The sequence below is a fragment of the Rhodococcus sp. BH4 genome (genome assembly GCF_002079265.1).
In the GTDB taxonomy this organism is placed as follows: Bacteria; Actinomycetota; Actinomycetes; order Mycobacteriales; family Mycobacteriaceae; genus Rhodococcus_F; species Rhodococcus_F qingshengii.
The window spans coordinates 119937-142954 of sequence record NZ_CP014941.1; the positions used below are offsets into that span (position 1 = coordinate 119937).

Below are 23018 nucleotides of genomic sequence, written 5' to 3' on the forward strand. Positions count from 1 at the left end.
CGATACGTCAAACAAACACAGACAGTCCAGGAGGACAACATGTACGCCCCACACAACAACCCAGAAATGCAAGAACGTCGCGAGCATGGCCGCCGAGGCCCGCATCGTGGACACGGTTTCCGTCGAGGATTCGAGGGCGAGCGACCCGAGGGTCGCTTCGAAGACCGAGCAGAAGGACGCCCCGAAGGCCGGCGCGGTCGACTTGACCAGCGCGGACACGGTCGGCCTCACTTCGGTGAAGCCGGCGCAGCGCTCCGTCCCGCGATGGGCCTACTCCGAGGTGCCGCTGTCGCGGTAGCCGCAGGTGGGACCGCTGAGCAGGTCGCCAAGGCAGAGGCAATTCTTGCCGAGGCGCGCCGTGCACTGTTCGAGATGCTGGCGGAAAATCCGGCTGACGTGCAGCAGGCTCACGCAGAATCTACCGACACACTGCCGGCAGAGTGATCACGGCGCTCAGGCGCCGACGGTGACTTCCTCGCTGTTCATGCCGGAAACGTGGCCGTCGGCGCCCTCTCGCCAGTACCCGACAACATTGTGCTTGTCGCGAGCAATTCCTCGAACTTCCCTCAGATGCTTACGAATACGACGGCTGGTTGCGCTTTCGCACGCCACCCACGCGTAGACGTCGGCCGATTCGGATTCGGGAAACTCGACCTTCTCCACAGCTTCGAACAGCGCGCTCGGCGCCTTTCCGAGGCCACTCCCCACGAGCCACGTGTACGTGACGTCGCCGCGAGTGACAAATTCCTGTCGATCCTCTTCGGTTTCGACCTCGATGATCGCCTGTGCGACATCGCCCTCTCGAAGTTCTTCGACAATCCTGCCCAGTCCGGGGAGACCCGTGGCGTCTGCGACCAGCAGCTGCCAGCGAGGACCCGCCGGTGCTTGGTAGTGGGACCGCGAACTGTCCGACCAGAAGACGCCTAGTAGGTGACCTGGTTCGGCCCGCAGGGCCCAATCCGCTGCAATACCGCCAGGGTGCACGACGAAGTCGATGTCCAGACGTCGGCCGCCGTCGTGCACCTTGCGCACGGTGTAGTGCCGCCACGGTGGCTCGGTTCCGAGATCGGCCTTGCCGTAGTCGGGATTGTTGAAGTAGTCGTATTCTGCTTCTGTTTCACCGGGTTTCGGGAATGCGAGGTCGATGCGCTCGTCGCCTTGTCCGCCGGTCGGCCAGTGCCAGTCGCCTTCTGCCTCGATGCTGATTCGCCGCATGTGCGGGGTCAGGGACGTGACGGTGACAACGCGGGCGGGTTCGCAGAAAGACATGCCTCGACCCTATGGGTCCGGCGTGTCGAAGTGGAGACAGATGCTGTCGCAAGACGGACATCGAGCGCAGCCGAAAAGGCCAGCGTATGCCCCGGGGCATGATTCTTCCCCGGTGCACACGCTGGCCTTTTCAGTTATGTCGGTTCACGCCGCTGTCGGTGGGCTGTTCCCACCGATCGGCTGTTGATACGGATCGATCGACATCGGTGGATAGAACACTGTTTTCCGATCCGGCCCGATCTCCACCCGCCATTCGGTGTGGTGCATCGTCCGGTGGTGATGACCGCACAACAAGATCAGGTTGTCGAGATCTGTTGGGCCACCATCGTTCCAGTGAACAATATGATGGGCATCGCACCACCCCGATGGTGTCCCGCATCCCGGAAACGCACACCCACCATCACGAACCGCCAACGCCCGCCGCTGGGGTACCGTCGCGGTCCTTGCTTCTTTGCCGCAGTCGAGCGGAACACCGTTCTCGTCCAGGAGGATCCGGGTGACGGTGCAGTCGCACGCCAGCATCCGGGCAGTATCGATACTGATCGGGCCCACCCAATCCGCCCACGCGAACCCCAGTTCCTGAGTCGACGGCAAGAGGTCCTTCAACGCCTTGAGGTCGGTCATGTCTTTCGCCGACGCGGTAACGGTGATGTGTGGTTTCACTCCGCCCTCGATCGGACCCAACCCCGCCCGCTCGTACCGCCGCAGTAGTTCGCAAAACCCGTCCGCGCGCCGTAGCGCCGGCGTGCGGGTGTCCTTGACGCCGTCCTTCTCCGGCGTCGGCGCCGACAGGCTCGACAGCAACGTGATCAGACGGGCCCCGTTGATCGCATCCAAATCACCCTTCACCGACACTCGCCCGTACAAGCCTTTCGAGGCGTAGAACTCGTTACGCTCCGAATCCTCACCCACCGGAACGCCGTCCTCACGCTTGCCGTACTGCTTCTCGATCCGCCGAATCGCCGCCCGCACCGCATCACAATCGGCAATGTTCTGCGACGCCAACCCCAACAGAATCCCGCGAGCCTTGTCCACATCCGCCGGCGTCATGTTCTTGGGTGGATGCTGACAAAACGACGCCACCTGCCGCGCCTTCAACGCATCCACGTCACCACGATGAAACGCATCCGCCACAACAGGCTCGAGCAGAAGCAACCGCGCCAACCCGACCAGCAGACTGCACTCACCGATCTCCAGATTCGTCGAACCATGCAACCACTGCGCGATCGCCCGAAAACCCTTCCCGCCGAGAACGTCCCGGGAAAACATCTCCACGATCAACAACACCATCCGCGACTGCAACTCGTGCCGGGCGCGCACCAGATCCAGAACCTCACTCTTGAGGTCCTCGCCACCCAGTTGCCACGCTTCTCGACTGTCCATGCTCAAAGTTTAATCGAACAAAGTTTCGAACACAAGAGAATCGCAGGCGAAAATTGCTGCTGTCCAGCTACTTTCGACAATTCGGGCAAATGTCAGATTGAACCCAACTCGCGCGCACGAGCTACCGCCGACGTCCGCGACTTCACTCCCAACTTGCCGAAGATGTGAACCAGGTGCGACTTGACCGTGGTCTCACTCAGGAACAGTTCTTTGCCGATCTCTCGGTTGGAGCGACCCGCCGCCACCAACTTCAGAACTTCGATTTCCCTTGGGCTGAGGCTGGTTTCGGGTTTGCGTACCCGAGTCATGAGCTTCGACGCGATGGCGGGGGAGAGAACGCTGTCCCCGCTCGCAGCGGCGCGGACGGCTGACAGCAACTCGATCGGTGGTGTGTCCTTGAGTAGGTACCCGCTGGCCCCGGCCTCGACAGCGCTCAAGATATCTGCATCCGTGTCGTAGTTGGTCACAACGAGTACGTGCGGCGGATTCGGAAGCGCGCACACCGCGCGGGTGGCGTCGACGCCCGTCTTCCCGGGGCCGAATCGCAGGTCCATGAGCACGAGGTCGACCGGTGTGGTGGCGCAGAAGGCTATGGCTTCCTCGGCGGTGCCCGCTTCGCCGACTACCTCGATGTCGGCTTCGCTTTCGAGCAGCGCTCGTAACCCGGCGCGCACGATCGCGTGATCGTCGGCGAGCAGCAGGCGGATCACGGTTCGCCGACTTCGAGAGGAAACGTCACTGCGACGGCCGTGTGTCCCGGCTCGGACTCGATGGAGAAAGTCCCGCCCTGCAGTTCGACGCGCCGGCGAATTGCATTGAGGCCGAAAGATTCCGCCGGGCCACGTTCGAGAACTGCCACGTCGAAACCGCGACCGTTGTCGACCACGTCGAGGCTGACGGTGTCATCGGAATAGGTCAGTGTCACAGCCATTCTGGTTGCATCGGCATGGCGGAGAACATTGGACACCGCGCCCTGAGCGATGCGTACCAATGTTGCTTCGAGGGGCATCGGCAGCCGCACTGCCTCGCCTTCGACCACGGAGCGCGCTTCCAGTTCAGGACTGCTCGCGCGTTCGCAGATTCGACGAAGCGCGTCGGCGAGCGACTGACCGTCCAAGGCCGCGGGCGTCAATTCGGCTATGAGTTGGCGGGTTTCGGCAAGACTGTCCGCGGCAGTTTCCCGTGCGAGGCTGATCTGACGGATGGCCGGGCTGTCCGGATCGGCGCGTTCGGCAGCGTGAAGGAGCATCTGGATGCTCGAAAGTCCCTGGGCCACGGTGTCGTGAATTTCGGCGGCGAGTCTTTCACGTTCCGCGAATTTTCCGGCATCGCGGGACGTCGACGCCAATTCTTCACGAGTATTCATCAACTCGTCGATGAGACGACCGCGCTCGGCTGCCTCGCGGTACAGCGCTTGATATCCGAGGCCGATTGCAACCGCTACGGCAGCGCCGATGATCGGGCCGACGGCGCCGGCAATCGTCCATCCACGATGCAGGCCGGTGCCGACCACGGCGACAGCCGTTGCCGCGGTGACGGCGAGAAGACTCCAGGGGCGTCGCAGAATATGGAGATAGAGGAAGAAGAGTCCGAACGCGAGGTAGGCGGCGTCGGCGGATACCGCCATCGTCGCGATCCAGACGAGGGTCAGCACGGCCAGCCACCAGCGGGCAGCGTTGCCGCGCAGCCTTTTGGCGACCCCGAAAAGATAGACGGCAATAAAGATCACGGCCAACGCGATGATTGTTGCGGTCAGGTCGGATTCGTCGATCAGCGCTCGAAGAAACACCACACCGGCCAGCGCCATGACAAGGACATGCAGGCCCAGTTGTAGGCCGGCGAAGACAGGCGTGAGCGGAGATCGGTGCATCTCGCCCAGCTTAGCGAGGTTCGGGCCTGGTTCATCCATCAAAAGTTGTAAACCGGGATGGTTCTTTCGAGCGCTGGAATGTCGATCCGAGGTGCGATGGAAAGAGTCTGCATCCGCGAGAGCGTAGAGGCAAGCACAGGAAAGGAATTCACAGTGTTTGTCGCAATGAGGGACTTACGGGCAGCGCGAGGTCGTTTCGCGCTGATCTCCGTCGTGGTTCTGTTGGTTGCACTTCTGGTCAGTTTTCTCAGCGGGTTGACTGCAGGACTTCGCCATCAGAACGTGTCAGCCATCGAGGCCATGAATGCCGACACGGTGGTGTTCGCCGACACCGGAGCCGGGGCGTCGTTCGACGAGTCGGCGCTCACGCAGGACCAGGTCAACGCTTGGACCTCCACGTCGAAGGACGTCGATCCCATCGGAATCGGTCGCGGGAAAGCGGGATTGGCCGACGGAAATCAGAAGTCGGTGGCCCTGTTCGGCGCTGATGGCGGTTTCGGTGACGTGACGCCGTCGGCGTCAGGCACGGTGGTGTTGAGCGAAGGTGCCGCCCGCGATCTGGGGGCGGGCGCCGGCGATCAGGTGAGTGTCGGTACGCAGCAGTTCACCGTCAGCGCCGTTCGCGGTGACGACTGGTACAGCCATTCGCCCGTCGTCTGGATGACGCTCGACGACTGGCAGGCGGCCAATCCACGCGGCGGAGTTGCGACAGTACTGGCTGTCACCGGAGCCTCCGACGCTTCCGCAACGGACAAGGCGGCTGCGACGACGTCGACGACGGTCAGCGGTTCGCTCGACGCGATCGGTTCGTACAAGTCGGAGAACGGGTCGTTGACGTTGATGACGCTCATGTTGTTCGCGATCTCAGCCCTGGTGATCGGTGCGTTCTTCACGGTGTGGACGATCCAGCGAACTCCGGACATCGCGACGCTGAAAGCGCTCGGTGCGACTACCGGTTCGCTGGTGCGCGACGCACTGGGTCAGGCGCTCATCGTTCTGATCGCCGGCGTCACCGTCGGAATCGGGCTGACGGCCGTGGCCGGATCGCTGATCGGTGACGCCATGCCGTTCGTCCTGGACGCATCCACCACCGTCGTACCTGCCGTGGCATTGATCGGGCTCGGTCTGCTCGGCGCGGCCTTTGCACTTCGATTCCTCTCGACCACCGATCCACTCACAGCATTGGGGAGCGCACGATGACCATGACAACCGGCACCACAGTTCTCGACATCCAGAACGTCGATCTGACGTTTCCCGATGGGCAATCGCGGGTGACGGCGCTGGACGACGTGTCTCTGCGACTGCACCGCGGCGAGATCGCCGCGATCACCGGGCCCTCGGGTTCGGGCAAGTCCAGCCTGTTGGCGGTGGCGTCGACGCTGATCCGTCCGGATTCCGGGCACGTCTATCTCCGGACGCCGGAAGGCAGCACCGACATCGCTGCGCTGAGTCGGCGGGCGGCGTCGGAGCTGCGACGCTCGTCGATCGGCATCGTCTTCCAACAGTCGAACCTCGTGTCTTCGCTGACTGCACTGGAGCAGCTCGAGGTGATGGCGCATCTGGGGCAGTCCGTGTTCACGTCGCGGGCCCGTCGCAAGGCCGTGAAATCAAAAGCGATGGATTTGCTGGACGCTGTCGGGCTCGCGGATCAGAGCGGAAAACGGCCGTCCCAGCTGTCGGGAGGGCAGCGACAGCGCGTCAATCTCGCGCGAGCATTGATGAACGATCCGCAGCTTCTCGTGGTCGACGAGCCCACGAGTGCGCTCGATCAGGAGCGCGGTGCCGCTGTCATGGATCTGATCATCGGGGTGGTGCGGGAACGCGAGGCGGCAACCCTTCTCGTGACACACGACCGAAGTCACCTGTCTCGGATGGATACTGTCTATCGTGTTGTTGACGGTTCCTTGGCGGAGGATCAGGAGGCGCTCGCGGCGTGACTCAGGCGGGCACGATTCGGGCATTCGTCACTGCATCCGGGCGGGAAGTCAACCCGCGATTTGCTGGGCAGTTAGACTGTTGTCGACTCGGGCAACTTGAGAGGACGTGTTATGGAACGCCGCCGCAACGTTGCGCAGCCGCCACAATCGCCGATTGCGGATCTGGAGCAGATGCCTGCCCTGATTCTCCTCGACAGGCTTCCGGTGCCGGTCATGGCCGTTCACCGCGATGGCAGCATCGTTTTTGCCAACCCGTCTTTCGCTGACATGCTGGGATATCCCAAGAAGGCCGTCTCGGCGTTGCGTTTGCAGGACATCCTCTACGACAAGGATGCCGACGACGTCAGTGCAGAGCAGGCCCATCGTGAACTGAGTTCCGAGCCGGGCTCGGTCAAGGAGTTCGTGCACTCCGACTCCACGTTGGTGCGCGCGACGGTCAGCCAGTCTCTGCTCCGACGGGACGACGACACGATCACCCTTGCCGTCCTCCACGATCTGACGGAGCGCCTGTGGAACAACCCACGGCACATCGACGACAAGCCCACCAAGTAATCCCAGCTACTTCCGGGATTTGACGGTTCGGTCCAGGCCGAGGGTGGCGGCAAGGGTGTTGACCACCCATTCTTCGTACTGTTGGCCGGTCCAACCCGCGCCGACCACGAGGTCTGTGTAGGTCTCGGGACTGAGCAGCGTGAGTGCGACGTTCACAGCTGTTTCGAGGTCGACGGTTGGCGCTTTTTCGACGATCCCGACCATCAGATGTTCCTGCACCGTGCGTCTCTGAGTGCGGTTGATTTGCCACAGACGGGCGGCGTCCTCGTCGGCGGAAGCTGCGGCCCGCAGTGCCAGCAGGATGTCTGCGGTGCGTTCCAGAATGAGCCGTCCGTGGTGAACCTGAATCCGGAGTTGTCCGAGTGGATGTGGGGCGCCGAGTGCTGCCGCCACCCACGGACGGTCGAGAGTTGCCGTCTTTTCCTCGTCGCCCGCAACGGCCACGTCGAGTAGTGCTGACAGCACGCTCGGCTTGTTGCCGAACACAAAATAGACACTCTGCACCGACACGCCCGCCGCCGCGGCAAGCTGCTTGATCGTGGCGGCCGCGTAGCCGGGATCGACAAAAACCTCACGCGCTGCCTCGATGATCTTGCGCCGCGCCGACGTGTCTTCCCGAAGAACCTCAGTCATGATTAGAGTTTAACTCTAGAGTCGAACTCTAGCGACTCGGGAGGCGAAGTAATGACGAAGGTTCTTGTACTCGGTGGCTACGGTGCCGTCGGGATTCCCCTGATGAAACAACTCGCGAAGGTCCCCGAAATCTCCGCGTACTCCGCCGGCCGTGACCCTGCCCGCGCGGACGTCGTCGTTGATCTTAAAGAACCAGGCGCGTATTCGACTGTGGTTCGAGACTTCGATGTCGTGGTGAATGCGTCGGGTTTCGAGGATGTTCGCCTGGCCGACGAAGCGGTACGCGGTGGGGCGGCATTCGTCGACATCACGGCGACCTCGAGCTACTGCGAAGAATTGGAAGCGGTCGACGGACCCGTTCTGATGGGCGTCGGGTTGGCGCCGGGATTGACCAGTGTCCTTGCAACCGAGGCGCATCGACTCGGCGACGGACCCGTGGACATCCTGATCGGCCTCGGCGGTGGAGAACTACACGGGCCGGCCGCAACGGCGTGGACGTACGGGATGTTGGGCACGAGGTTTCCTGATCCCGACGGACGATCGATTCGCAACTACACCGGGATGAAGACGTTTCGAATACCGGCCGATGCGACCGGCTACCGCACCGGTCCTGCTGTGCGGGCCGACTTTTCGGACCAGCATGCGTTGACGCGAGACCTCGGTGTTCCGGTCAGGACGTACCTGCGATTGGACACGTCCACCGCGACGCTCGGACTTGCGGCCATGACGTGGGCACCCGCGCTACAGAAGGTCGTGCCGAAGAAGCTGTGGGGCTCGGATCGTTGGGTAGCGATGGCCCGAGCGGATACCGGCCCGGCGCTGTGGGTTTCGGGGCGTAGCCAGTCGGTCGCGACGGCAGCTATCGCCGCGCGCGCCGTGCAGGTGATTCGGGATGCCGCGATCTCGAAGCCGACGTGGTTCCACGCGGTGGAAACCACCGAGTCGTTGCAAGCGGCGGTTCCCGAACTGTCAGTGCGGCAATGGGATGGTGCGAGCCGATCGTCCGGCAAGACTGTCCACTAGTCGGGGCGAGCCGAGAAACGGCAATCCGGCGGCCGCATTGGTGAGACAACCGAGTACGACGACGCGGACGACGTGCAGGCCGGCGTGGAGAACATCAGTTGTGGTGAGATCGACCCATGCCGGCCGGAAACCGGCTGCCGTCAGAGCGCTTTCGGTGCCGGCGGCTGATGTCAGAGAGTCGAGTCCCACCTCGCCGACGACGGCACCGACCAGCTCACTCTCGAATCGTGCTTGGATCTCCGGGGCCAGGTGAAGTTGCAGGTGGCATCCGTAGTCCATCACGTCGGCAAAATCCGATCGGTAGGCGCCTGCATAGCTTCGGTCAGCTCGCCAAGGCGCAAGCGGACTGGTCGGGGAGGCCGCGGCTCGACCGATGCCGCTCTCCGGGTTGTCGTAGTCGGCGGAAAGCAGCTGCAGCTGAAGCGCTTCGCCGAGTGACTTGAACGCAGCCGTCTGCGCTTCTTCGTGGCAGGCGGTACCGATGGTCGAGTATCCGGTGAGTCCGTCGTGGACGAGGGCGCCGAGCACCGGGATCCCGAAATCGCTGTCGAATGACAACCACCTGGTCGAGAGGGTGCCGTGATTCCCCAGTCGCCGAAGCACCTCGGGAATGCCGGTGACGATCCGAACGCCGCGTCTTCCGTTCCAGGACAACGTCATCGCGTCTCGTTCGACTATCTCGCGCAAGGCATTGTCGATTGCGAACTTCACCGAGGGTCCGGCGGCGAGACCCGCCTGAGCCACCGGAGAGATCGCCGGACCCGTCCGGGCGACGAAATGAGGATACGAACCCCAGACGAGTTCGGCCGGTACCCAGATATCCGAACCCGTGATCAGGTCGGCTCCGCGAGTCCAGTCCATCTCCAGATCGTCGGTTGGTTCGACGAACGGGAACTGTGGCCGCGCGTACTGGGCAGTGTCGAAACGCGCGAGTTGTGACAGGTCGATGCTTGCTCCGATCAACGCTTCGGCGGACTCGCGGACGATCGGTTTGGCGACGATGTTGCCGCAATACCGTTCCACCGCTTCGCCTATCGCAGCTGCGGTAGGCCGCGCACGGTCACCCAGATCGAAGCAATATCCGGCGCCGGCCGAGTCACTGGACCAGGGTGAAAAGCGTGCTGAATCACTGACATACGAGTGAATCAGCTTGAACTCGGGCGGAAAGTGCTGGGGAACAACGGCGTCGACCAACTCTCGAATGATCCCAGTTCGGCGGTCGACGAGCGAAGATGTCATGCGAGGGGGACCGGCAGATGCAGATGGGTGGTCGATGCGCTGGTCAATCTGCTACCTCCAAGAAGGGGAAAAGCTGCTGGGGCGTTGTTGTACAGGCCCGGAGTCAGGATGCGGACGACGTGCAACCCGGCAATCGAGATGTCGCCGGTGGTGAGATCGACGGAAATCGGCTGGTGTCCCCGTGACATCAGAAGCGCTACGAGAGAAGCCAGATCCAACGGCGCTTCGTCGGGAATCTCTGATACCGAGAGTGTTTCGGTGTAGTCGAAGAGATGTTCCTCTGCGGCCAGGGCCATCACGGGATCGAGATAGAGTTGGGCGACGGTCGGCAGATCGACGATGTCTTTCCATTGCGGATCGAACTCGTCCCGGTAACGACGGTCGGCCCGAAAGGGTTTGTACAGGTGCGCCGGCAGCGTTCCGTCCGCCACGCTGCGCCAGGTCGGCCCGTCGGGGTCGGCGAGGTCGATCGTGATGGCAAGTACGGCATACGCCTCGACAAGCGCCTTCGAGACTGCCGCCTCCACCGTCGGTCGACAAGCTGTGCCCAGCGCGACCAGTCCACGTCGGTCATCGCGGATCCACGCTGCGGCGACGGGAATGCCGAAGCGGGGAGGGAAGCAGCAGCACTCGAACGCTCCGGGTCTGGCTCTCCAGATCCCCGAGTTGGCGGTGCGCAGGCAACCGCTCCCAGTCGGAAAGCTCGATCGCCGGCTGTGACCGGTCCCCGCACCACCACAGCGCGGTGGCATCGCGTTCGAGAAGTTCCAGCAGAGCTGACATCTCGGCCTCGTCGCGTGAGCGTCCCGCTGCGATTCCGGCGTACTGCAACGACGCGATCGGTGGCTCGCAGCGACGGGTGCCTGTGTAGTACCCGAGATAAGTCAGGGCCGCAGGCACGTAGGTGGGCACCTTTTCGTCCATGGTGTGACCCAATGCCCAGCGAATGTTCAGATCAGAGGTGAAGGGAACAAAGGGGAATCCGGGAAGGCGGTACTGATCCTCGCTGTACAACGCAAATTTCGCCGGATCGACGACCCGTGAGCCGGCCAGTTCCAGCGCTGATGCACTGCTGCGGACCAGATCTTCGGGGACCACGTTGCCGCAATATCTTTCGACGGCCTCACCGGTTGCCGCCCCGCGGGCCGCTGCATCGTTGCGTATCGAAGCCCCGAATCCGTAAGGGTCCGCGCGAAACAGTGAACCGCTGCCGCCGAAGTTTCTGGTGTCGGCCACCCTCGCGGCCCAACCGACCCAGCCCGTCGGCATGTCCGAGCGAATGTGTGGTTCCAGTGAGGTCAGCACGCCGCTCCGGGCGTCGACCAGCAAGTCATCCACCGTCAGTTCCTCCGAGTATCGGCAGGGTCAACGACCCGGAAAATGATTGGTGCAGTGCGGTACTGCGTGTTCCTCGATAGCGATCACCGTCTCCGAGATTGCGTGCGAGGCGGGGGAAGTCCGATCCGGCGATCCGCAGCGACAAGACATCACCCGCGCGCACTGTGTGCAACACGGGATCCAGATCGATTGTCACCATCGTCGGCTGCAGGCTGACACCCGCGCCACGTGCGATCGATCTGGTGACTCCAGCGGGATCGACGACGCTCAGTTCGGCGATCCAATCGGCTTCGCCCTCGGGCGAGTGCACTTTCAGCTCCACCGATGGTGTTCCGGAGAGTGCGGAGTCGTGCTTGATATCGAAAGTCAAGACAACACAGTTGTTTCGGTCCCGTGAGGCGTCATACAGGAAGCTGTAGGCCGCATCCTTGCGATCTGGTTCGAGATGAACGCGATTCGCACCCGTGACATACGGTTCGGTCGACCATTCGCCGACACCCCGGTCGAATACCCGATTGATGGTCAGGGGCCGCGCAGCGAATACCGATTCCATCCACTCGACCTGAAGGCGGCCGAAACTTGTCTCGCCGACCATTCCAGGGCGGAGGTCGTGCGCCCAGGGGCCCACGATCAAACTCTGCGGCCCGCGCCCCACGGACGTGAAGTGCCGCAGTGTCTCCCGAATCATCGCATCGTCCCAACCGCCGATGTGCAGCCCGGCGATGTCGAGTTCGGAGAGTTCGTCCGCGGACACCAGATCATCGCCACCGAAGTCTTCGCGTTTACGAGCGCGAAGGATCGGCGTCAACCAGCCCGGTGAATCGGAGGTCAGGCCGACCTCCTCGATCATCGACTGCACCGGGAGATGTTCCAGCAAAGACGAATCCGAACGCATCAGTTCAGGGATGAAACCCTCACGAGAGGAAGACGAATCTCCGTGCTCGCCCCACCACGCCAGATGCTCGGCGAGGAGAAGTATCCCCGAGGGATCACGTTTGACGCGGTCGCTTCCGATGGTCGGCACCTTGGAGACGACGCCGTCTACACGAAATGACCGATCGGCGCTGTTGGTCTCGGCAGCAAATGCCCAGGCGGTTCCGGCCGCATACGAAGCCCCGCTTGCGATGACGCACTCCGGTGTCCACGGCTGATCCTGCAGCCACTCGGCAAGGGCGGCGCTGTCCTCGCGCTCGTGGACGTACGGTACCCAAGATCCGGTGGAATCGTGCCGTCCACGTACGTCCTGACAGATGAAGGCAATTCCTCGTGATCGCCATTCGAGCCCCTCCGCCAGATGCCATCCACGCCCGTACGGGGTGCGGATCACGATCAGTCCCCGCGGTGAAGAATCCGGTGGGAGAAGCACATCCGTAGCCAACGAAGAACCGTCTGCCGCCGGGATCTTCATTCCGAGTGAGATCACCGGAGCGTCGGCGCGGGTTCGAGAACGCCGCCGGGCAGTGGTAGCACGGGATGGCGAGTCATCATGAGGGTTCGCGGATTCATCCGGATCTGGTGGTGAAGGTGTGATGGCGGTGCGCCATGTACACCAGCCACGACGTCCGAACATGCAAGCGCACTGGCCATTGCGGCTGCGGTGGGTTCAAGTTCGAGCGGGCGAGGTTCGCTGCCGGCGAGGTGATTCCACAGTGCCTGCAGATGATTCGGGACGCGCGACGCGGCAAGCCGTCGACCGCAGACGTCCCGGTAGCTTGCGCTGCCGATACCGTCGAAGAAGGGTCCGATGCAGATCTCACCCAGCTCCGCGTGGACGGTTTGCCACGGTGTTTGGTTTCGGCGGCACCAGGTATCGAGTTCCGACCACTCGTCGTGAGGAGGAGCCCCGGCAACCGACAGTACGAGGTCCGACGACGCAACGTCGTCTTCGATTGGCGCAGTGGTGGATACGACCTCGAGATGCGGAAGAGCCTTGGAGAGCAGGGCGATGCAAGCATCGGCAACAGGTCCGATCCCGTCCATCAGCACACGCTGTGGACCCGGAATCTCCGGCGCTTGACCCGGAACAACCAGCACGCCGCGAGAGACGAGGGCGTCGGCGATCTCGATAGCTCCCGGGCCGAGCACCGAACCAGAGCGCCTGAGAAAGTTGTCGAGTTCCGCGAGGTCTTCGGCCGGCGCGCCGATCGTGACCGCGTTCTCGTCCGGTGTCAGGTAATGCCAAGCACCATCCGTGGTCGGATACAGCTGGTGTCCGTCGGCGAGGGCGTACACGGATCTCCTTGTCGGTGCCCGCACCCGACGAGTCGGATGCGGGCGGGGTCATCGGCAGATCAGACTGTCGAAACAGTCTGGATCAGGGGAGGTTTCAGCTCTGGAAGCTGAACGGGTTGTCGACGAGGGCGTTGGTGCCCACACCCTGCAGAGCGTGTGCGGACGTTGCCTCGGCAACCGGCTCGAAGGTGAACGGGTTGTCGACGAGAGCGTTGGTGCCGACGCCCTGGAGTGCATTGGCCGGAGCCGAGTTGGAGACGCTGTCGAACGAAATGTTGCTCATTGTCATCCCTTCCGTAATGGAAACCATTTCCATTACGATGCCACCGTACGAAAGATCGCGACGGAGAGCAACAGGTACAAGAGAGTGCATACATGAGCGAGACCCCGACGACGGGATCCGTCGAAGCGCAACCACATGTCTTTCGGGACAGATCGTTTCGATTGTTCTTCACGGCTCGTACGATTGCCGTAGCCGGTGCGGCGGTCACCGGAGTGGCCATGCCGATCCTGGTGTTCGACATCAGCCGGTCTCCGTTTCTCACCTCGCTCGCGGCTGCGGGGACGGTTCTGCCGTATCTCGTGTTCGGCTTGTTCGCCGGCGCCGTGGCAGACCGAGTCAACCGGCGGACGGTCATCCTGTGTGCGCAGGCCCTAGCTGCACTTGCTTTGGCGAGTATTCCGGCAGCGCAGGCACTCGGCGTATTGACGGCGTGGCATGCCGTCGGCGTATCGATGTGCATTGGAACGTGTTTCGTGTGGTTCGACGCCGCTGCTTTCGGAGCGCTGCCTGCTCTGGTCGGTCGGCAGAGGATACCGGCGGCCAACAGCGCGCTGTGGACGTCCAGCACGCTGATCGATGTTGTCTTTCCGGCGATAGCCGGCGTGCTTGTGGCCTCGATCGGCCCGGCCTACGCATTGGGTGCTGATGCACTGGCTTACGTACTGGCCGGGCTGGCCATGGCCTCGATAGGAGCCTCGTTTTCGATGACTCCTGCGGCGCCGAAGAAGTCGGGAACCGGAATTGCGCGTGACATACGCGAAGGCCTCAACTTCCTCTGGCAGTCGCCGCTTCTGCGGGCCTTGACCGGCGTCGGCTTCGTCAATTCGCTGACGCAGGGTGCGGTTACGGCGCTCCTGGTGGTGTACGCATCCGAGAGGCTTGGGATTTCGACGTCGAGTCCGATGATCGGCGCCGTGTGGACGGCCGTCTCCGTGGGTGGAGTGGTCGGGGCAGTCTTGCTCCCACGCCTACCGGCGCAGTGGCCGGTCGGGGCGATCACGGTCGGGGCGCTGACCATCGGCCCGGTGGTGCTGTTCGTCGTTGCGACAACCGGCAATACCGGCGCCGCGATCACGGCGCTCGTCGTCTACTCCGGCTGTGCGACCGTCACCATCCTCAATGGCATCGGTGCACGTCAGCGCCTGACTCCAGATCGTCTGCAGGGGCGCGTGAACACCACGGCGAGGATGGTCGCCTGGGGTGGTTCGCCGGTCGGCGCCTTGATTGCCGGGGCAATCGCAGGACGCTGGGACATCGGCACCGCCTACCTCGTTGCGTGCATCTTTGCGCTGGTCGGGGCGCTCTTCGCGTGGGCGAGCGCGCTGCGGACCGACCCTTATCCGCACAAATGAGCATGTGACTATTAATGAAAACGACTGTCGTTATGGTTAGATCCACCTGTTCATGACTGCGAACCCCACCGACTCAGGAGTGCGATGACGCTGACCAGCGAGGCAGCACCACGAGTGCCGTCGTGTCCACATCCCGTCGGTGAGCGCGGGTACGTCCCGTTTCTGTTGGCCACGGCGGTTGTGCTTGTCGCGGTCTCCACCGTCGCGGTGTGGTCGGGTGCCGCGTCGGTGTCCTTTGCCGACGTGTTCGCGGTGTTGTACGCACACGTCGGCGGTCCGCCGGTCGACCCGCTGCTCGATCGGATCGTGTGGGGATTGCGGGTACCGCGCATTCTGATTGCGGCATTGGCGGGCGCCGGATTGTCGTTGGCCGGCGCCGTGCTGCAAGCGTTGGTGCGCAACCCGATTGCCGATCCGTACATTCTGGGCGTGGGTTCCGGAGCATCCTTCGGTGCAGTACTGATCATGACGACCGGCATCGGCACCGGCCTGTCGATCGGTGTCCCGGTGGCAGCCTTCCTGGGGGCCATGATCTCCCTGATCGCGGTTCTCGTACTGGGTCGGCGAGAGGGAATGCTCGTCCCGCTGCGCATGGTCCTGGCCGGAGTTGCCATCGGCTATCTGCTCTCGGCTGCAACAAGTTTTGTGCAGTTGCGCGCCGATCCGAGTCAGCTTTCGGGAGTGCTCTTCTGGTTGCTGGGCTCGGTGAGCGGGGCCAGTTGGTCGGATCTCGGTGTGCCCGCCGCGGTGATCACCGTCTGTGCGGCAATTCTGTTGACACAATCGCGCCAACTCAACGCGTTGGCCATGGGAGACGAGAGCGCGCAATCGGTCGGCGTGGACGTGCGCCGTACCAGGTTGCTACTACTGGTGATCGCGTCGTTGCTGACCGCGGTTGTCGTATCCGTCGCCGGGGGAATCGGTTTCGTGGGGCTGCTCGTGCCGCACGCCGTACGACTTCTGGTCGGTTCCGATCACGGCAAGCTGCTCCCCGCGACCGCGTTGGTTGGTGCCACCTTCCTGGTGATCGTCGATCTTGCGGCTCGGATGTTGGATGCGCCCAACGAATTACCACTCGGGATCATCACCGCCGGATTGGGTGCACCGTTCTTCCTCTGGTTGCTTCGACGGGACGGCGGTGCGCAGTCATGAGATTGTCGGCCAGCGGAATTCACGTCGTTCGGGGCGGACGCCTCGTGGTTTCGGGTGTAGACCTCGAAGCGCCCGAGGGAAGCGTGGTCGGACTCGTCGGACCGAACGGCAGTGGAAAGTCCTCCCTCCTGCGCGCGTTGTATCGCTCGATGAAGCCTCGAAGCGGAATCGTGAAGGTGGACGAGGTGAATGTTTGGGACGATCTCTCGCCTCGATCGGCGGCATGCATCATCGGTGTTGTGGGGCAGGAGCATTCATCCGATTTCTCGTTCAGTGTCCGCGAGGTGGTTGCAACGGGTCGGACGCCGCATCACAGCGCGTTCTCTCGACTCGGCGAGATCGACCGAGACATCGTCAGCGCCGCACTGGTGCGAACCGGCATGCAGGGCTTTGGATCACGTCTCTTCGCCGAACTGTCCGGCGGAGAAAAACAGCGTGTGATGTTGGCCCGGGCGATCGCTCAACAACCGTCGGTGCTGGTCCTGGACGAGCCCACCAACCACCTCGACATCCGTGCTCAACTCGAATTGATGGAATTGGTCGCCGAACTCGGTACCACGACGATTGTCGCGATCCATGAACTCGCTTTGGCCGCAGCGTATTGCGACTACGTCTGTCTGCTCTCCGGCGGGGTAGTTGTCGCGACAGGACCAACGGCCGAGGTCCTCACCGAGGACCTGCTGTCCGAAGTATTCGGGGTTCAGGTGCATCTCGGCACTCATCCGTTGACCGGGCGCCCCCTGCTCTCGTTCGCACCTCCGCTCCTACACACGAAAGAAGCAGTGTCTTGAAATCCTCGATACGTACTGCCGCGCTGATGTGCTCGGCCGTTACCGCCACTGCAGTACTGACCGCATGCGGAAACTCCATGGCGGATTCGGCGGCGTCGGCGTCCGAGAAGATCACCGTCACCAATTGTGATCGCGAGGTCACGGTGCCCAAGACGGCGGAGCGGATTGTCTCGCTGTATCCGTCGATGACGGAACTTCTCATTCAGCTCGGCGCCGCCGACCGCATTGTCGGACAATCGAATACCGACCTCTCTCCTCCCAGCCCCGAACTCGCTGATCAGTTCGCGGCCGTGCCGGTACTGAGCACCGGAGTTCCCGCGAAAGAAGCATTGCTCGACGCCCGTCCGGATCTGATCGTCTCCGACGGGGAATACTGGTTCGACGGTGACCGATTGCAGACCATGGACGAATTGCGTGACCTCGGCATCCCGATCTTCGTGAACAGCGGCTACTGCCACAAGGCCGTCACCGAAGGGCGGATCGACGACGTCTGGTCCGACCTCGACGGTCTCGGCGCCTTGACCGGAACAAGTGACGCGGCAGCAACCCTCCTGACCGACGGCAAGAAGTCCCTCGCAGCAACCGAGGCATCTGTCGCCGGGCAGGAGCCGGTTCCCACTGTGATGGTTCAGGTTTCGGAGGGACAGTCCTATGCTCTGGCCAGGGGCCTCTACAGCAGTGTGCTCGAGGCCGCCGGGGGAAGCAATCTTTTCGAGAACGACCTTCCCGACGGAAAGTACTTCGGCCAGGTAGCCACGGAATCGGTGCTCGCGAAGTCGCCGAAGGCTGTCCTCGTCGTCTACTCCACCGAGTCGGCTCGGGAATCCACCCTGGATGCTGCGCGGACGGCATTTGCCGGAACCCCCGCCGCGGCGTCGAATGCGATCTTTGCCGTTCCGGAGGCGTGGTTCGCCGGCGAGTTGGTCTCGATCGACGGGGCCGGCGAGGTGTCTCGCCTGCTGCACCCGGGTTCGTGACCGCACTCGAGCGAATCGAGGCCGTCGTATCGCTGCATGCAGTGTTGGACCGGACGGTGAGTCCGTCGGAGCTACCGTTCGACGAGCATGCACTGCCGCCGGTGACGTGTGAATCCGTGGAACTGCCGGCCGCGACGCCACTGCCGGCCTGCGGGTTCGCGGACGTCTTGCAGGCACGGCGGAGCCGCTACGACCCCGCACAGACGGCACTCCGAGCAGGCGAGCTGTCAAACGTGTTGCACCACAGTGTTGTCAGCAGCCCGACGGCGGGCGGGATGCGCGAACTGACGCTGTCGTTTGTTCTCAGCCGACCCGGAGACGAGCTCGGAGCCGGGGTATACCGATATGCCCGAGGCCGTGCCGAAGCTGTCCGGCCACGCGACGTGCGAGAGCACCTTCGAGCGAGCCTTCTCCAACCCGAGTTCGTCGACGTGTTCCCGGTTCTTCTGTTTGTGGTCGCCGACGTCGAAGCTCCGCTCGAGAAGTACGCGATGCGGCACTACCGCACGATGCACGTGGATGCCGGTGTGCTGGTTCAGAATCTGTACCTCGTGACCGAGGCGATGGGACTTGCGGGCTGCGCCATCGCAGGATTCACGGATGCGCGAGTGGCATCTCTGTTGAATCTCGCGACGACGCAGCTTCCCGTCATGGCTTTTGCACTCGGGAGGCGCAGCTAGGTCAGGCGAGAATACGTGCCTTCTGGGTCTCGAACTCGGCCTCGGTCAATACTCCCGCATTCTTGAGTTCGCCCAGCTTGGTGAGCTGTTCGAGCTTCAAGTCCATCGATGCTGCCGGAGCTGCCTGCGGTGGCAGGGGTGGTAGATCGGGAATCGGCGGCACCGGCTGGGCCTGCGCTGCGCGAGCCTGATCTTCGGCGGCCCAACGGGTCCGCTGACGGCGCTGAACATTGCCGTGAATGGAGCTTGCGACGGCTACCCGGCCGGCTCGCCTCAAGAAACTCATGCGTCCTTCTCCGTATTGCCTGGTGCGGTGTTGTCGAGTGCGGTGGCAAGTTCGTCCAAGCTCAGGTGACCTTCGGTGACAATCTTTGCGCCGCTGCGTGTCCACGCGTCGATCACCGGCAGTATGGCCAGTTCCTCGTAAACGAGCACGGCGGCAACACTACCGGTGGCCAACTCGTCACCAACGGCGGCGATGTCGCCGGCGTCGAGCAGTCCGGAGGCTGCGCCGTCGAACTGCGCCAGATCGAAATCTGCGAGTTCGAAGGTCGATGCCGGTACGACGGCCACTGATCCATCGGCGGCTTTGGTGACGAACTCGAGGTCGAGGATGCGGATCACGCCGGAGTCGACGAGAGTGAGCAGCTGCTCGAATCCTGCGGAGGTCGGTGCACCGCCGGGAAACTCGACGGCAACGTATTCGATCGGACCGAATTGGTCTTGGTTGGACATCGGTTACTTCTTGCCCTTCGTGGGTTGCGGTTCTTCCAGAGCAGGTACTTCGTCGGGCATGCGGCCGGCCGGAATGATGGCGAGCAGGGAGAGTCCGGCGAGGACGAGTAGCGAGGTTCGCAGGGCGCGCAAGCGCGCTTCGGTGTTGATCCGGATGGCTTCGTCGATCTGTGCTTGTGTCGCCGAGGTGTTTTCGAGCGTCACGACGAGTTGATCGTTGGGGACGAAGTTGACCTGGTCGAGATTGATCCCGGACTCGACCTTGAGTGATGCCGGGATGGTGGGGTTGTCGATCAGCTGCGAGCTGACGAGGGAACCGAGGATTCCGACGGCGAAGACGCTGGCCACCGCGATGCCGACGCTGCCGGACATGTTGTGTACCAGTCCCCGCCAGGCACCGACGTCGCCGGCCAGTTCCTTGGGAGCTGCGGTGAGGAGGGTGTTGAACACCAGCGCAACGATGGCGCCCTGCCCGAGGCCGAGGGTGATCAGTCCGATGACGACAAAGATCTGATGCCAGTCGCCACGAATGGTGAAGGCCAACAAGATGAGTCCAGCGGCAACGACGACGAACCCGGCTCGTGCGATCAGACGCGGGGAGTACGTCTTGTACAGACGCGCGACGACGGTGCTCGCGATGAAGATCGAAAGTGTGTACGGGATGATCGAGAACGACGTCTGCAAGCTGCTGCGGCCCTGGATGATCTGCATGTACAGCGGAATGAGGAAGTTGGCCGCGGTTCCCACGAACATCATCGTCGCCATGCAAATCGTGGTGGCGCGCTCGGCGCCGGTCTTGAGGACGTCGAGGTTGAAGAGCTGAGGCTTGTTTTGCGCCTTGCGGCTTCGCGTCCACTGGAAGAATCCCTGCGCGCAGATGGTGCCGAGGACGATCAGGATGGCCGCGGGTGAAACACCGATGACCGAGAACGGCGCAGCGTCGGTGGCCAGGATGACGCCCCACGAGTTCAGGCCGCTGAAACCGAAGCTGAGCAGGATGACGGCAACGGCAGCAATGGCGGCGCCGGCCCAGTCGATGGTGATGTCCTTCTGCGGGGGAACAGGTTTGACCCGGAAGCTCAGGATCAGGTTGACCACCGCGAGAGCCACGACGAGGGCGAACGAGTATCGCCACCCGATCGTCGTCGCGAAGGAACCGGCGATGAGCAGCGCCAGCACACCGGCCGCCGGGATTGCTGCTGCCAGGTAACCGATGGCCTTTGCCTGCTGATCGCCACTGAAGTTCGTGGCGATGAAGACCGTCAACGCAGGAGCGATGAGGGCGATCACGGCGCCGGATGCAGCTTGGGCCACGAACAGCATTGCCGGGCTCTGACTCAGGGCGACCGCGGCCATTGCGAGGCCGTGAATCGCGACGGCAATCTGGAAGACCAGACGCGTTCCGTAACGGGCGCCGATCTTGGCCCCCAACAGAATGAAGGCAGCCATGGCGAAGGTGCCCGCGGTGATCGCGGTGCCGACACTTGTTGCGGGCGTGTCGAGATCGGTGGTGATGCCGGCCATCGAGACGGTCAGGGCGTTGACGGCGAACGACGCCTGAATCTGGGTGAGGACCACCACGATGAGTGGTAGCCAGGAGGCGGTGCTCACGGCGGCCGTTGTGGCGGCCGCGCCAGGCTTTACGGACATGATGGGTCACGCCTTCCTCGACACTGCGTGTACTCGCGACGTGCCCGGATCAGCCACGCACGGCTACATTAGCCGGAATTGTGCTGAATGGTCGCCTGCAAGTGGTTGGTTTCTTCGCGGTAGACCACCATCTCCCGGTGCAAGGCGCGCCGGAAGCGCGGTTGCTCGGCCAGCAGTACCGCCAGCACGGTCAGCAACAGCCACGTCGCGGCCGCGCTCGCGAGGAGCAGCAGGACCGGAATCCACGGACCGCCCATCTGCTCGAGCAGCGTCGTCTTTGCCCAGACGCGCCAGTAGAGCATCAGATTGACGATCAGTCCGACACCGTACGAGATGACGAAGGACAGCAGGAACTGCTTCCACGTGCCGTCGTGGCGCCGCGCCGTCATCGGTTCTGCCCGCAGCGGCAAGCTCACCGACATCACGTTCGCGACCCCCAACCAGAGCAGGATCATGGTCAGCACCTGGCCGCACGCCTTCACCAGGTCGGCACTGCTTCCGGAGCGCCACGCGAGGACGGCGCTGAGCAGGAACCCGGCGCTGCCGACGAGGAGCAGCATCACCGCGTTTTTCGCGACGAGCACGTGCCAGAGCCTCGTTCCACCGGACAACGCAGCGCGCACGCGGCCGGCGTCGAAGCTGAGCGCATTGGTGCACACGACGCTTCCGACCACACCCGAGAGTGCGTACAGCGCAAGATAAGGCAGTCGATCTTCCTTGGCGTCCCACTGGAAGAGGCGAATGAATGCCAGGTACGCCAAGCCCATTCCGAGGCTCAGCCCCAGCCGAAATGCGATCGACCGAGGCTTACCACTCACCACGTGCCGTGCTTCCTCACGGATCCGGGAGCCGAGATCCTGCACGTGCCGGACGACGGGGTTGCCCGAGTTCAGCGGGACGTAACCGCGGATCGCGGCGGCGACGGTATCGGTGTCACCGGCATCGAGCGCGGCGACGCGTGCTTCGAGAACCGCAAGGTGGGCGGCGCGCAAGGCTATCCGTGCGGTGGTCACCGCGGCGACGGCGTCGGCCTCGGCCTGCGCGGCGGTGCCGATGCCGGCGTCGGCGGGCAGTGGCGGCTGCAACGTCGTGATCAGTTCGAGTTGACGCGCCATGTGCGGCGACGGTGACAACCCGCTGTACGACGGTCGGCTCAGCGCTGATCGTTCGTCGTCGAGCGAATCACGGACGGCCGCGGCAGCCTTGCGGACGGCTGCCGGGTTGTGCCAGCGCACCGACCGGGCGTCACGCTCGGCGGCGACGGCCCGGGAGGCAACCTCGGTCAGATCCTCGACCGCTGTCAATGTCTGCTCCACTCGGTTTAGGTTGGTTTCATGACCACCAACTCGGAAAAGGAAGATCTCCAGCGGTACCTGCAGGCAGCACGTGATGCGCTCGTCTGGAAGCTCGACGGGCTGTCGGAGTATGACATTCGGCGCCCGATGACCCGGACAGGGACCAACTTGTTGGGTCTGGTCAAACACATGATCGGCGTCGAGCTCGGGTATTTCGGTCCTACGTTCGGCCGTCGGGTTCCCGATCTCCCCGCGTGGTTGCGTTCGGAGGAACTCAACGTCGACATGTGGGCCCGCGCCGACGAGTCCACTGCCGACATCGTCGAAACCTATCGCCGCACCTGGGCTTTCGCCGACGCCACGATCGAGGAGCACGATCTGGACGCCCCCGGCTTCGTGAAGCACTGGCCGGAGGATCGTCGCGACGTCACACTGCACCGGATACTCGTTCACGTTGTCACCGAGATCCATCGGCACGCCGGCCACGCGGACATCGTGCGGGAGCTGATCGACGGCGCCGCTGGGATGAAGGCGGGCGACAACAATCTGGCTCCCGGCGATGAGGCGTGGTGGGCCGAGTACACCGACCGTCTGGAGACGGCGGCACGCGAGGCCCACCACGCCTGA

Annotated in this window: 26 protein-coding genes; 11 read left to right on the plus strand and 15 right to left on the minus strand. The window is 63.2% G+C overall.

The features are described 5' to 3' along the window. The first annotated feature begins 39 nt into the window (after positions 1 to 39). Positions 40 to 444 (plus strand): hypothetical protein, encoded by a 405-nt coding sequence (locus A0W34_RS33335; RefSeq protein ID WP_232329962.1) that lies wholly within the window; start codon positions 40 to 42, stop codon positions 442 to 444. Positions 445 to 453: 9 nt separating this feature from the next. Here A0W34_RS33335 and A0W34_RS00595 read toward each other — a convergent pair whose 3' ends face one another. The 4 genes from A0W34_RS00595 to A0W34_RS00610 all read right to left on the minus strand — a co-directional run bounded on the left by A0W34_RS00595 (position 454) and on the right by A0W34_RS00610 (position 4561). After that, on the minus strand, positions 454 to 1269 hold the full coding sequence (locus A0W34_RS00595) for a siderophore-interacting protein (protein ID WP_064113849.1): 816 nt from the start codon (positions 1267 to 1269) through the stop codon (positions 454 to 456). Between the two features lie 144 nt (positions 1270 to 1413). Next, positions 1414 to 2652, minus strand: a complete 1239-nt coding sequence (locus A0W34_RS00600) for an HNH endonuclease signature motif containing protein (RefSeq protein ID WP_081557168.1) — start codon at positions 2650 to 2652, stop codon at positions 1414 to 1416. Positions 2653 to 2744: 92 nt separating this feature from the next. Then, the gene (locus tag A0W34_RS00605) at positions 2745 to 3362 is read right to left on the minus strand and encodes a LuxR C-terminal-related transcriptional regulator (RefSeq protein WP_081557169.1); all 618 of its coding nucleotides are present in this window, start codon (positions 3360 to 3362) and stop codon (positions 2745 to 2747) included. Beyond that, positions 3359 to 4561 carry a sensor histidine kinase gene (locus tag A0W34_RS00610; RefSeq protein WP_081557170.1) on the minus strand — a complete coding sequence of 401 codons (1203 nt, stop codon included), beginning with the start codon at positions 4559 to 4561 and terminating at the stop codon, positions 3359 to 3361. Before A0W34_RS00610 ends, A0W34_RS00605 begins: the two co-directional genes overlap by 4 nt. Positions 4562 to 4675: 114 nt before the next feature. Between A0W34_RS00610 and A0W34_RS00615 the strand changes: the two genes are divergently transcribed. The 3 genes from A0W34_RS00615 (at position 4676) to A0W34_RS00625 (ending at position 7011) form a co-directional block, all read left to right on the plus strand. Then, the gene (locus A0W34_RS00615; RefSeq protein WP_039973533.1) at positions 4676 to 5722 is read left to right on the plus strand and encodes an ABC transporter permease; all 1047 of its coding nucleotides are present in this window, start codon (positions 4676 to 4678) and stop codon (positions 5720 to 5722) included. Beyond that, on the plus strand, positions 5719 to 6459 hold the full coding sequence (locus A0W34_RS00620; protein ID WP_003943539.1) for an ABC transporter ATP-binding protein: 741 nt from the start codon (positions 5719 to 5721) through the stop codon (positions 6457 to 6459). The genes A0W34_RS00615 and A0W34_RS00620 overlap by 4 nt, the downstream gene beginning before the upstream one ends. A gap of 111 nt (positions 6460 to 6570) precedes the next feature. Beyond that, positions 6571 to 7011: a PAS domain S-box protein gene (locus A0W34_RS00625; RefSeq protein ID WP_003943598.1), complete on the plus strand. Its 441-nt coding sequence runs from the start codon at positions 6571 to 6573 to the stop codon at positions 7009 to 7011. Positions 7012 to 7017: 6 nt separating this feature from the next. Here A0W34_RS00625 and A0W34_RS00630 read toward each other — a convergent pair whose 3' ends face one another. Then, positions 7018 to 7644: a TetR/AcrR family transcriptional regulator gene (locus A0W34_RS00630; RefSeq protein WP_003943606.1), complete on the minus strand. Its 627-nt coding sequence runs from the start codon at positions 7642 to 7644 to the stop codon at positions 7018 to 7020. 51 nt (positions 7645 to 7695) lie between these two features. Here A0W34_RS00630 and A0W34_RS00635 point away from each other — a divergent pair, with 51 nt between their 5' ends. Next, the gene (locus A0W34_RS00635; RefSeq protein ID WP_042453287.1) at positions 7696 to 8667 is read left to right on the plus strand and encodes a hypothetical protein; all 972 of its coding nucleotides are present in this window, start codon (positions 7696 to 7698) and stop codon (positions 8665 to 8667) included. On the opposite strand, the gene A0W34_RS00640 is transcribed toward A0W34_RS00635, so the two are convergent. From A0W34_RS00640 to A0W34_RS00660, 6 genes are all read right to left on the minus strand, one after another. Next, positions 8614 to 9906: a YcaO-like family protein gene (locus A0W34_RS00640; RefSeq protein ID WP_081557171.1), complete on the minus strand. Its 1293-nt coding sequence runs from the start codon at positions 9904 to 9906 to the stop codon at positions 8614 to 8616. The two genes, A0W34_RS00635 and A0W34_RS00640, sit on opposite strands and share 54 nt — an antisense overlap. Beyond that, positions 9903 to 10586 (minus strand): YcaO-like family protein, encoded by a 684-nt coding sequence (locus A0W34_RS33340; protein WP_232330068.1) that lies wholly within the window; start codon positions 10584 to 10586, stop codon positions 9903 to 9905. The genes A0W34_RS00640 and A0W34_RS33340 overlap by 4 nt, the downstream gene beginning before the upstream one ends. After that, positions 10477 to 11244, minus strand: a complete 768-nt coding sequence (locus A0W34_RS33345; RefSeq protein WP_232329963.1) for a YcaO-like family protein — start codon at positions 11242 to 11244, stop codon at positions 10477 to 10479. Before A0W34_RS33345 ends, A0W34_RS33340 begins: the two co-directional genes overlap by 110 nt. Continuing rightward, positions 11237 to 12667 carry a CocE/NonD family hydrolase gene (locus A0W34_RS00650; RefSeq protein WP_081557172.1) on the minus strand — a complete coding sequence of 477 codons (1431 nt, stop codon included), beginning with the start codon at positions 12665 to 12667 and terminating at the stop codon, positions 11237 to 11239. Before A0W34_RS00650 ends, A0W34_RS33345 begins: the two co-directional genes overlap by 8 nt. Then, positions 12664 to 13476, minus strand: coding sequence for a hypothetical protein (locus tag A0W34_RS00655; protein WP_081557173.1), 813 nt, complete (start codon positions 13474 to 13476; stop codon positions 12664 to 12666). The genes A0W34_RS00650 and A0W34_RS00655 overlap by 4 nt, the downstream gene beginning before the upstream one ends. Before the next feature lie 94 nt (positions 13477 to 13570). Continuing rightward, positions 13571 to 13759, minus strand: coding sequence for a streptamidine-related RiPP repeat protein (locus A0W34_RS00660; RefSeq protein ID WP_003943543.1), 189 nt, complete (start codon positions 13757 to 13759; stop codon positions 13571 to 13573). Positions 13760 to 13851: 92 nt separating this feature from the next. Here A0W34_RS00660 and A0W34_RS00665 point away from each other — a divergent pair, with 92 nt between their 5' ends. The 5 genes from A0W34_RS00665 to A0W34_RS00685 all read left to right on the plus strand — a co-directional run bounded on the left by A0W34_RS00665 (position 13852) and on the right by A0W34_RS00685 (position 18711). Then, entirely contained in the window at positions 13852 to 15111 is a 1260-nt protein-coding gene (locus A0W34_RS00665; protein ID WP_054827487.1) for an MFS transporter, read from the plus strand. A gap of 84 nt (positions 15112 to 15195) precedes the next feature. Then, complete coding sequence (locus A0W34_RS00670) at positions 15196 to 16263, plus strand: FecCD family ABC transporter permease (protein ID WP_047272720.1); 1068 nt, start codon at positions 15196 to 15198, stop codon at positions 16261 to 16263. Next, positions 16260 to 17054, plus strand: coding sequence for an ABC transporter ATP-binding protein (locus A0W34_RS00675; protein WP_064688022.1), 795 nt, complete (start codon positions 16260 to 16262; stop codon positions 17052 to 17054). The genes A0W34_RS00670 and A0W34_RS00675 overlap by 4 nt, the downstream gene beginning before the upstream one ends. Next, complete coding sequence (locus tag A0W34_RS00680; RefSeq protein WP_081557174.1) at positions 17051 to 18031, plus strand: ABC transporter substrate-binding protein; 981 nt, start codon at positions 17051 to 17053, stop codon at positions 18029 to 18031. The genes A0W34_RS00675 and A0W34_RS00680 overlap by 4 nt, the downstream gene beginning before the upstream one ends. Next, positions 18028 to 18711 (plus strand): SagB family peptide dehydrogenase, encoded by a 684-nt coding sequence (locus A0W34_RS00685; RefSeq protein WP_081557175.1) that lies wholly within the window; start codon positions 18028 to 18030, stop codon positions 18709 to 18711. The genes A0W34_RS00680 and A0W34_RS00685 overlap by 4 nt, the downstream gene beginning before the upstream one ends. Position 18712: 1 nt before the next feature. Here A0W34_RS00685 and A0W34_RS00690 read toward each other — a convergent pair whose 3' ends face one another. The 4 genes from A0W34_RS00690 to A0W34_RS00705 form a co-directional block, all read right to left on the minus strand. Then, positions 18713 to 18997, minus strand: coding sequence for an SHOCT domain-containing protein (locus tag A0W34_RS00690; RefSeq protein ID WP_007735909.1), 285 nt, complete (start codon positions 18995 to 18997; stop codon positions 18713 to 18715). After that, positions 18994 to 19446, minus strand: coding sequence for a DUF6325 family protein (locus A0W34_RS00695; protein WP_007735911.1), 453 nt, complete (start codon positions 19444 to 19446; stop codon positions 18994 to 18996). Before A0W34_RS00695 ends, A0W34_RS00690 begins: the two co-directional genes overlap by 4 nt. A 3-nt stretch (positions 19447 to 19449) precedes the next feature. Beyond that, a complete protein-coding gene (locus A0W34_RS00700) occupies positions 19450 to 21096 on the minus strand; it encodes an MFS transporter (RefSeq protein WP_050657053.1) in 1647 nt (548 codons plus the stop codon). Positions 21097 to 21164: 68 nt separating this feature from the next. Beyond that, the gene (locus A0W34_RS00705; protein ID WP_042453265.1) at positions 21165 to 22412 is read right to left on the minus strand and encodes a hypothetical protein; all 1248 of its coding nucleotides are present in this window, start codon (positions 22410 to 22412) and stop codon (positions 21165 to 21167) included. Between the two features lie 18 nt (positions 22413 to 22430). Between A0W34_RS00705 and A0W34_RS00710 the strand changes: the two genes are divergently transcribed. Further along, positions 22431 to 23018: a DinB family protein gene (locus A0W34_RS00710; RefSeq protein WP_003944177.1), complete on the plus strand. Its 588-nt coding sequence runs from the start codon at positions 22431 to 22433 to the stop codon at positions 23016 to 23018.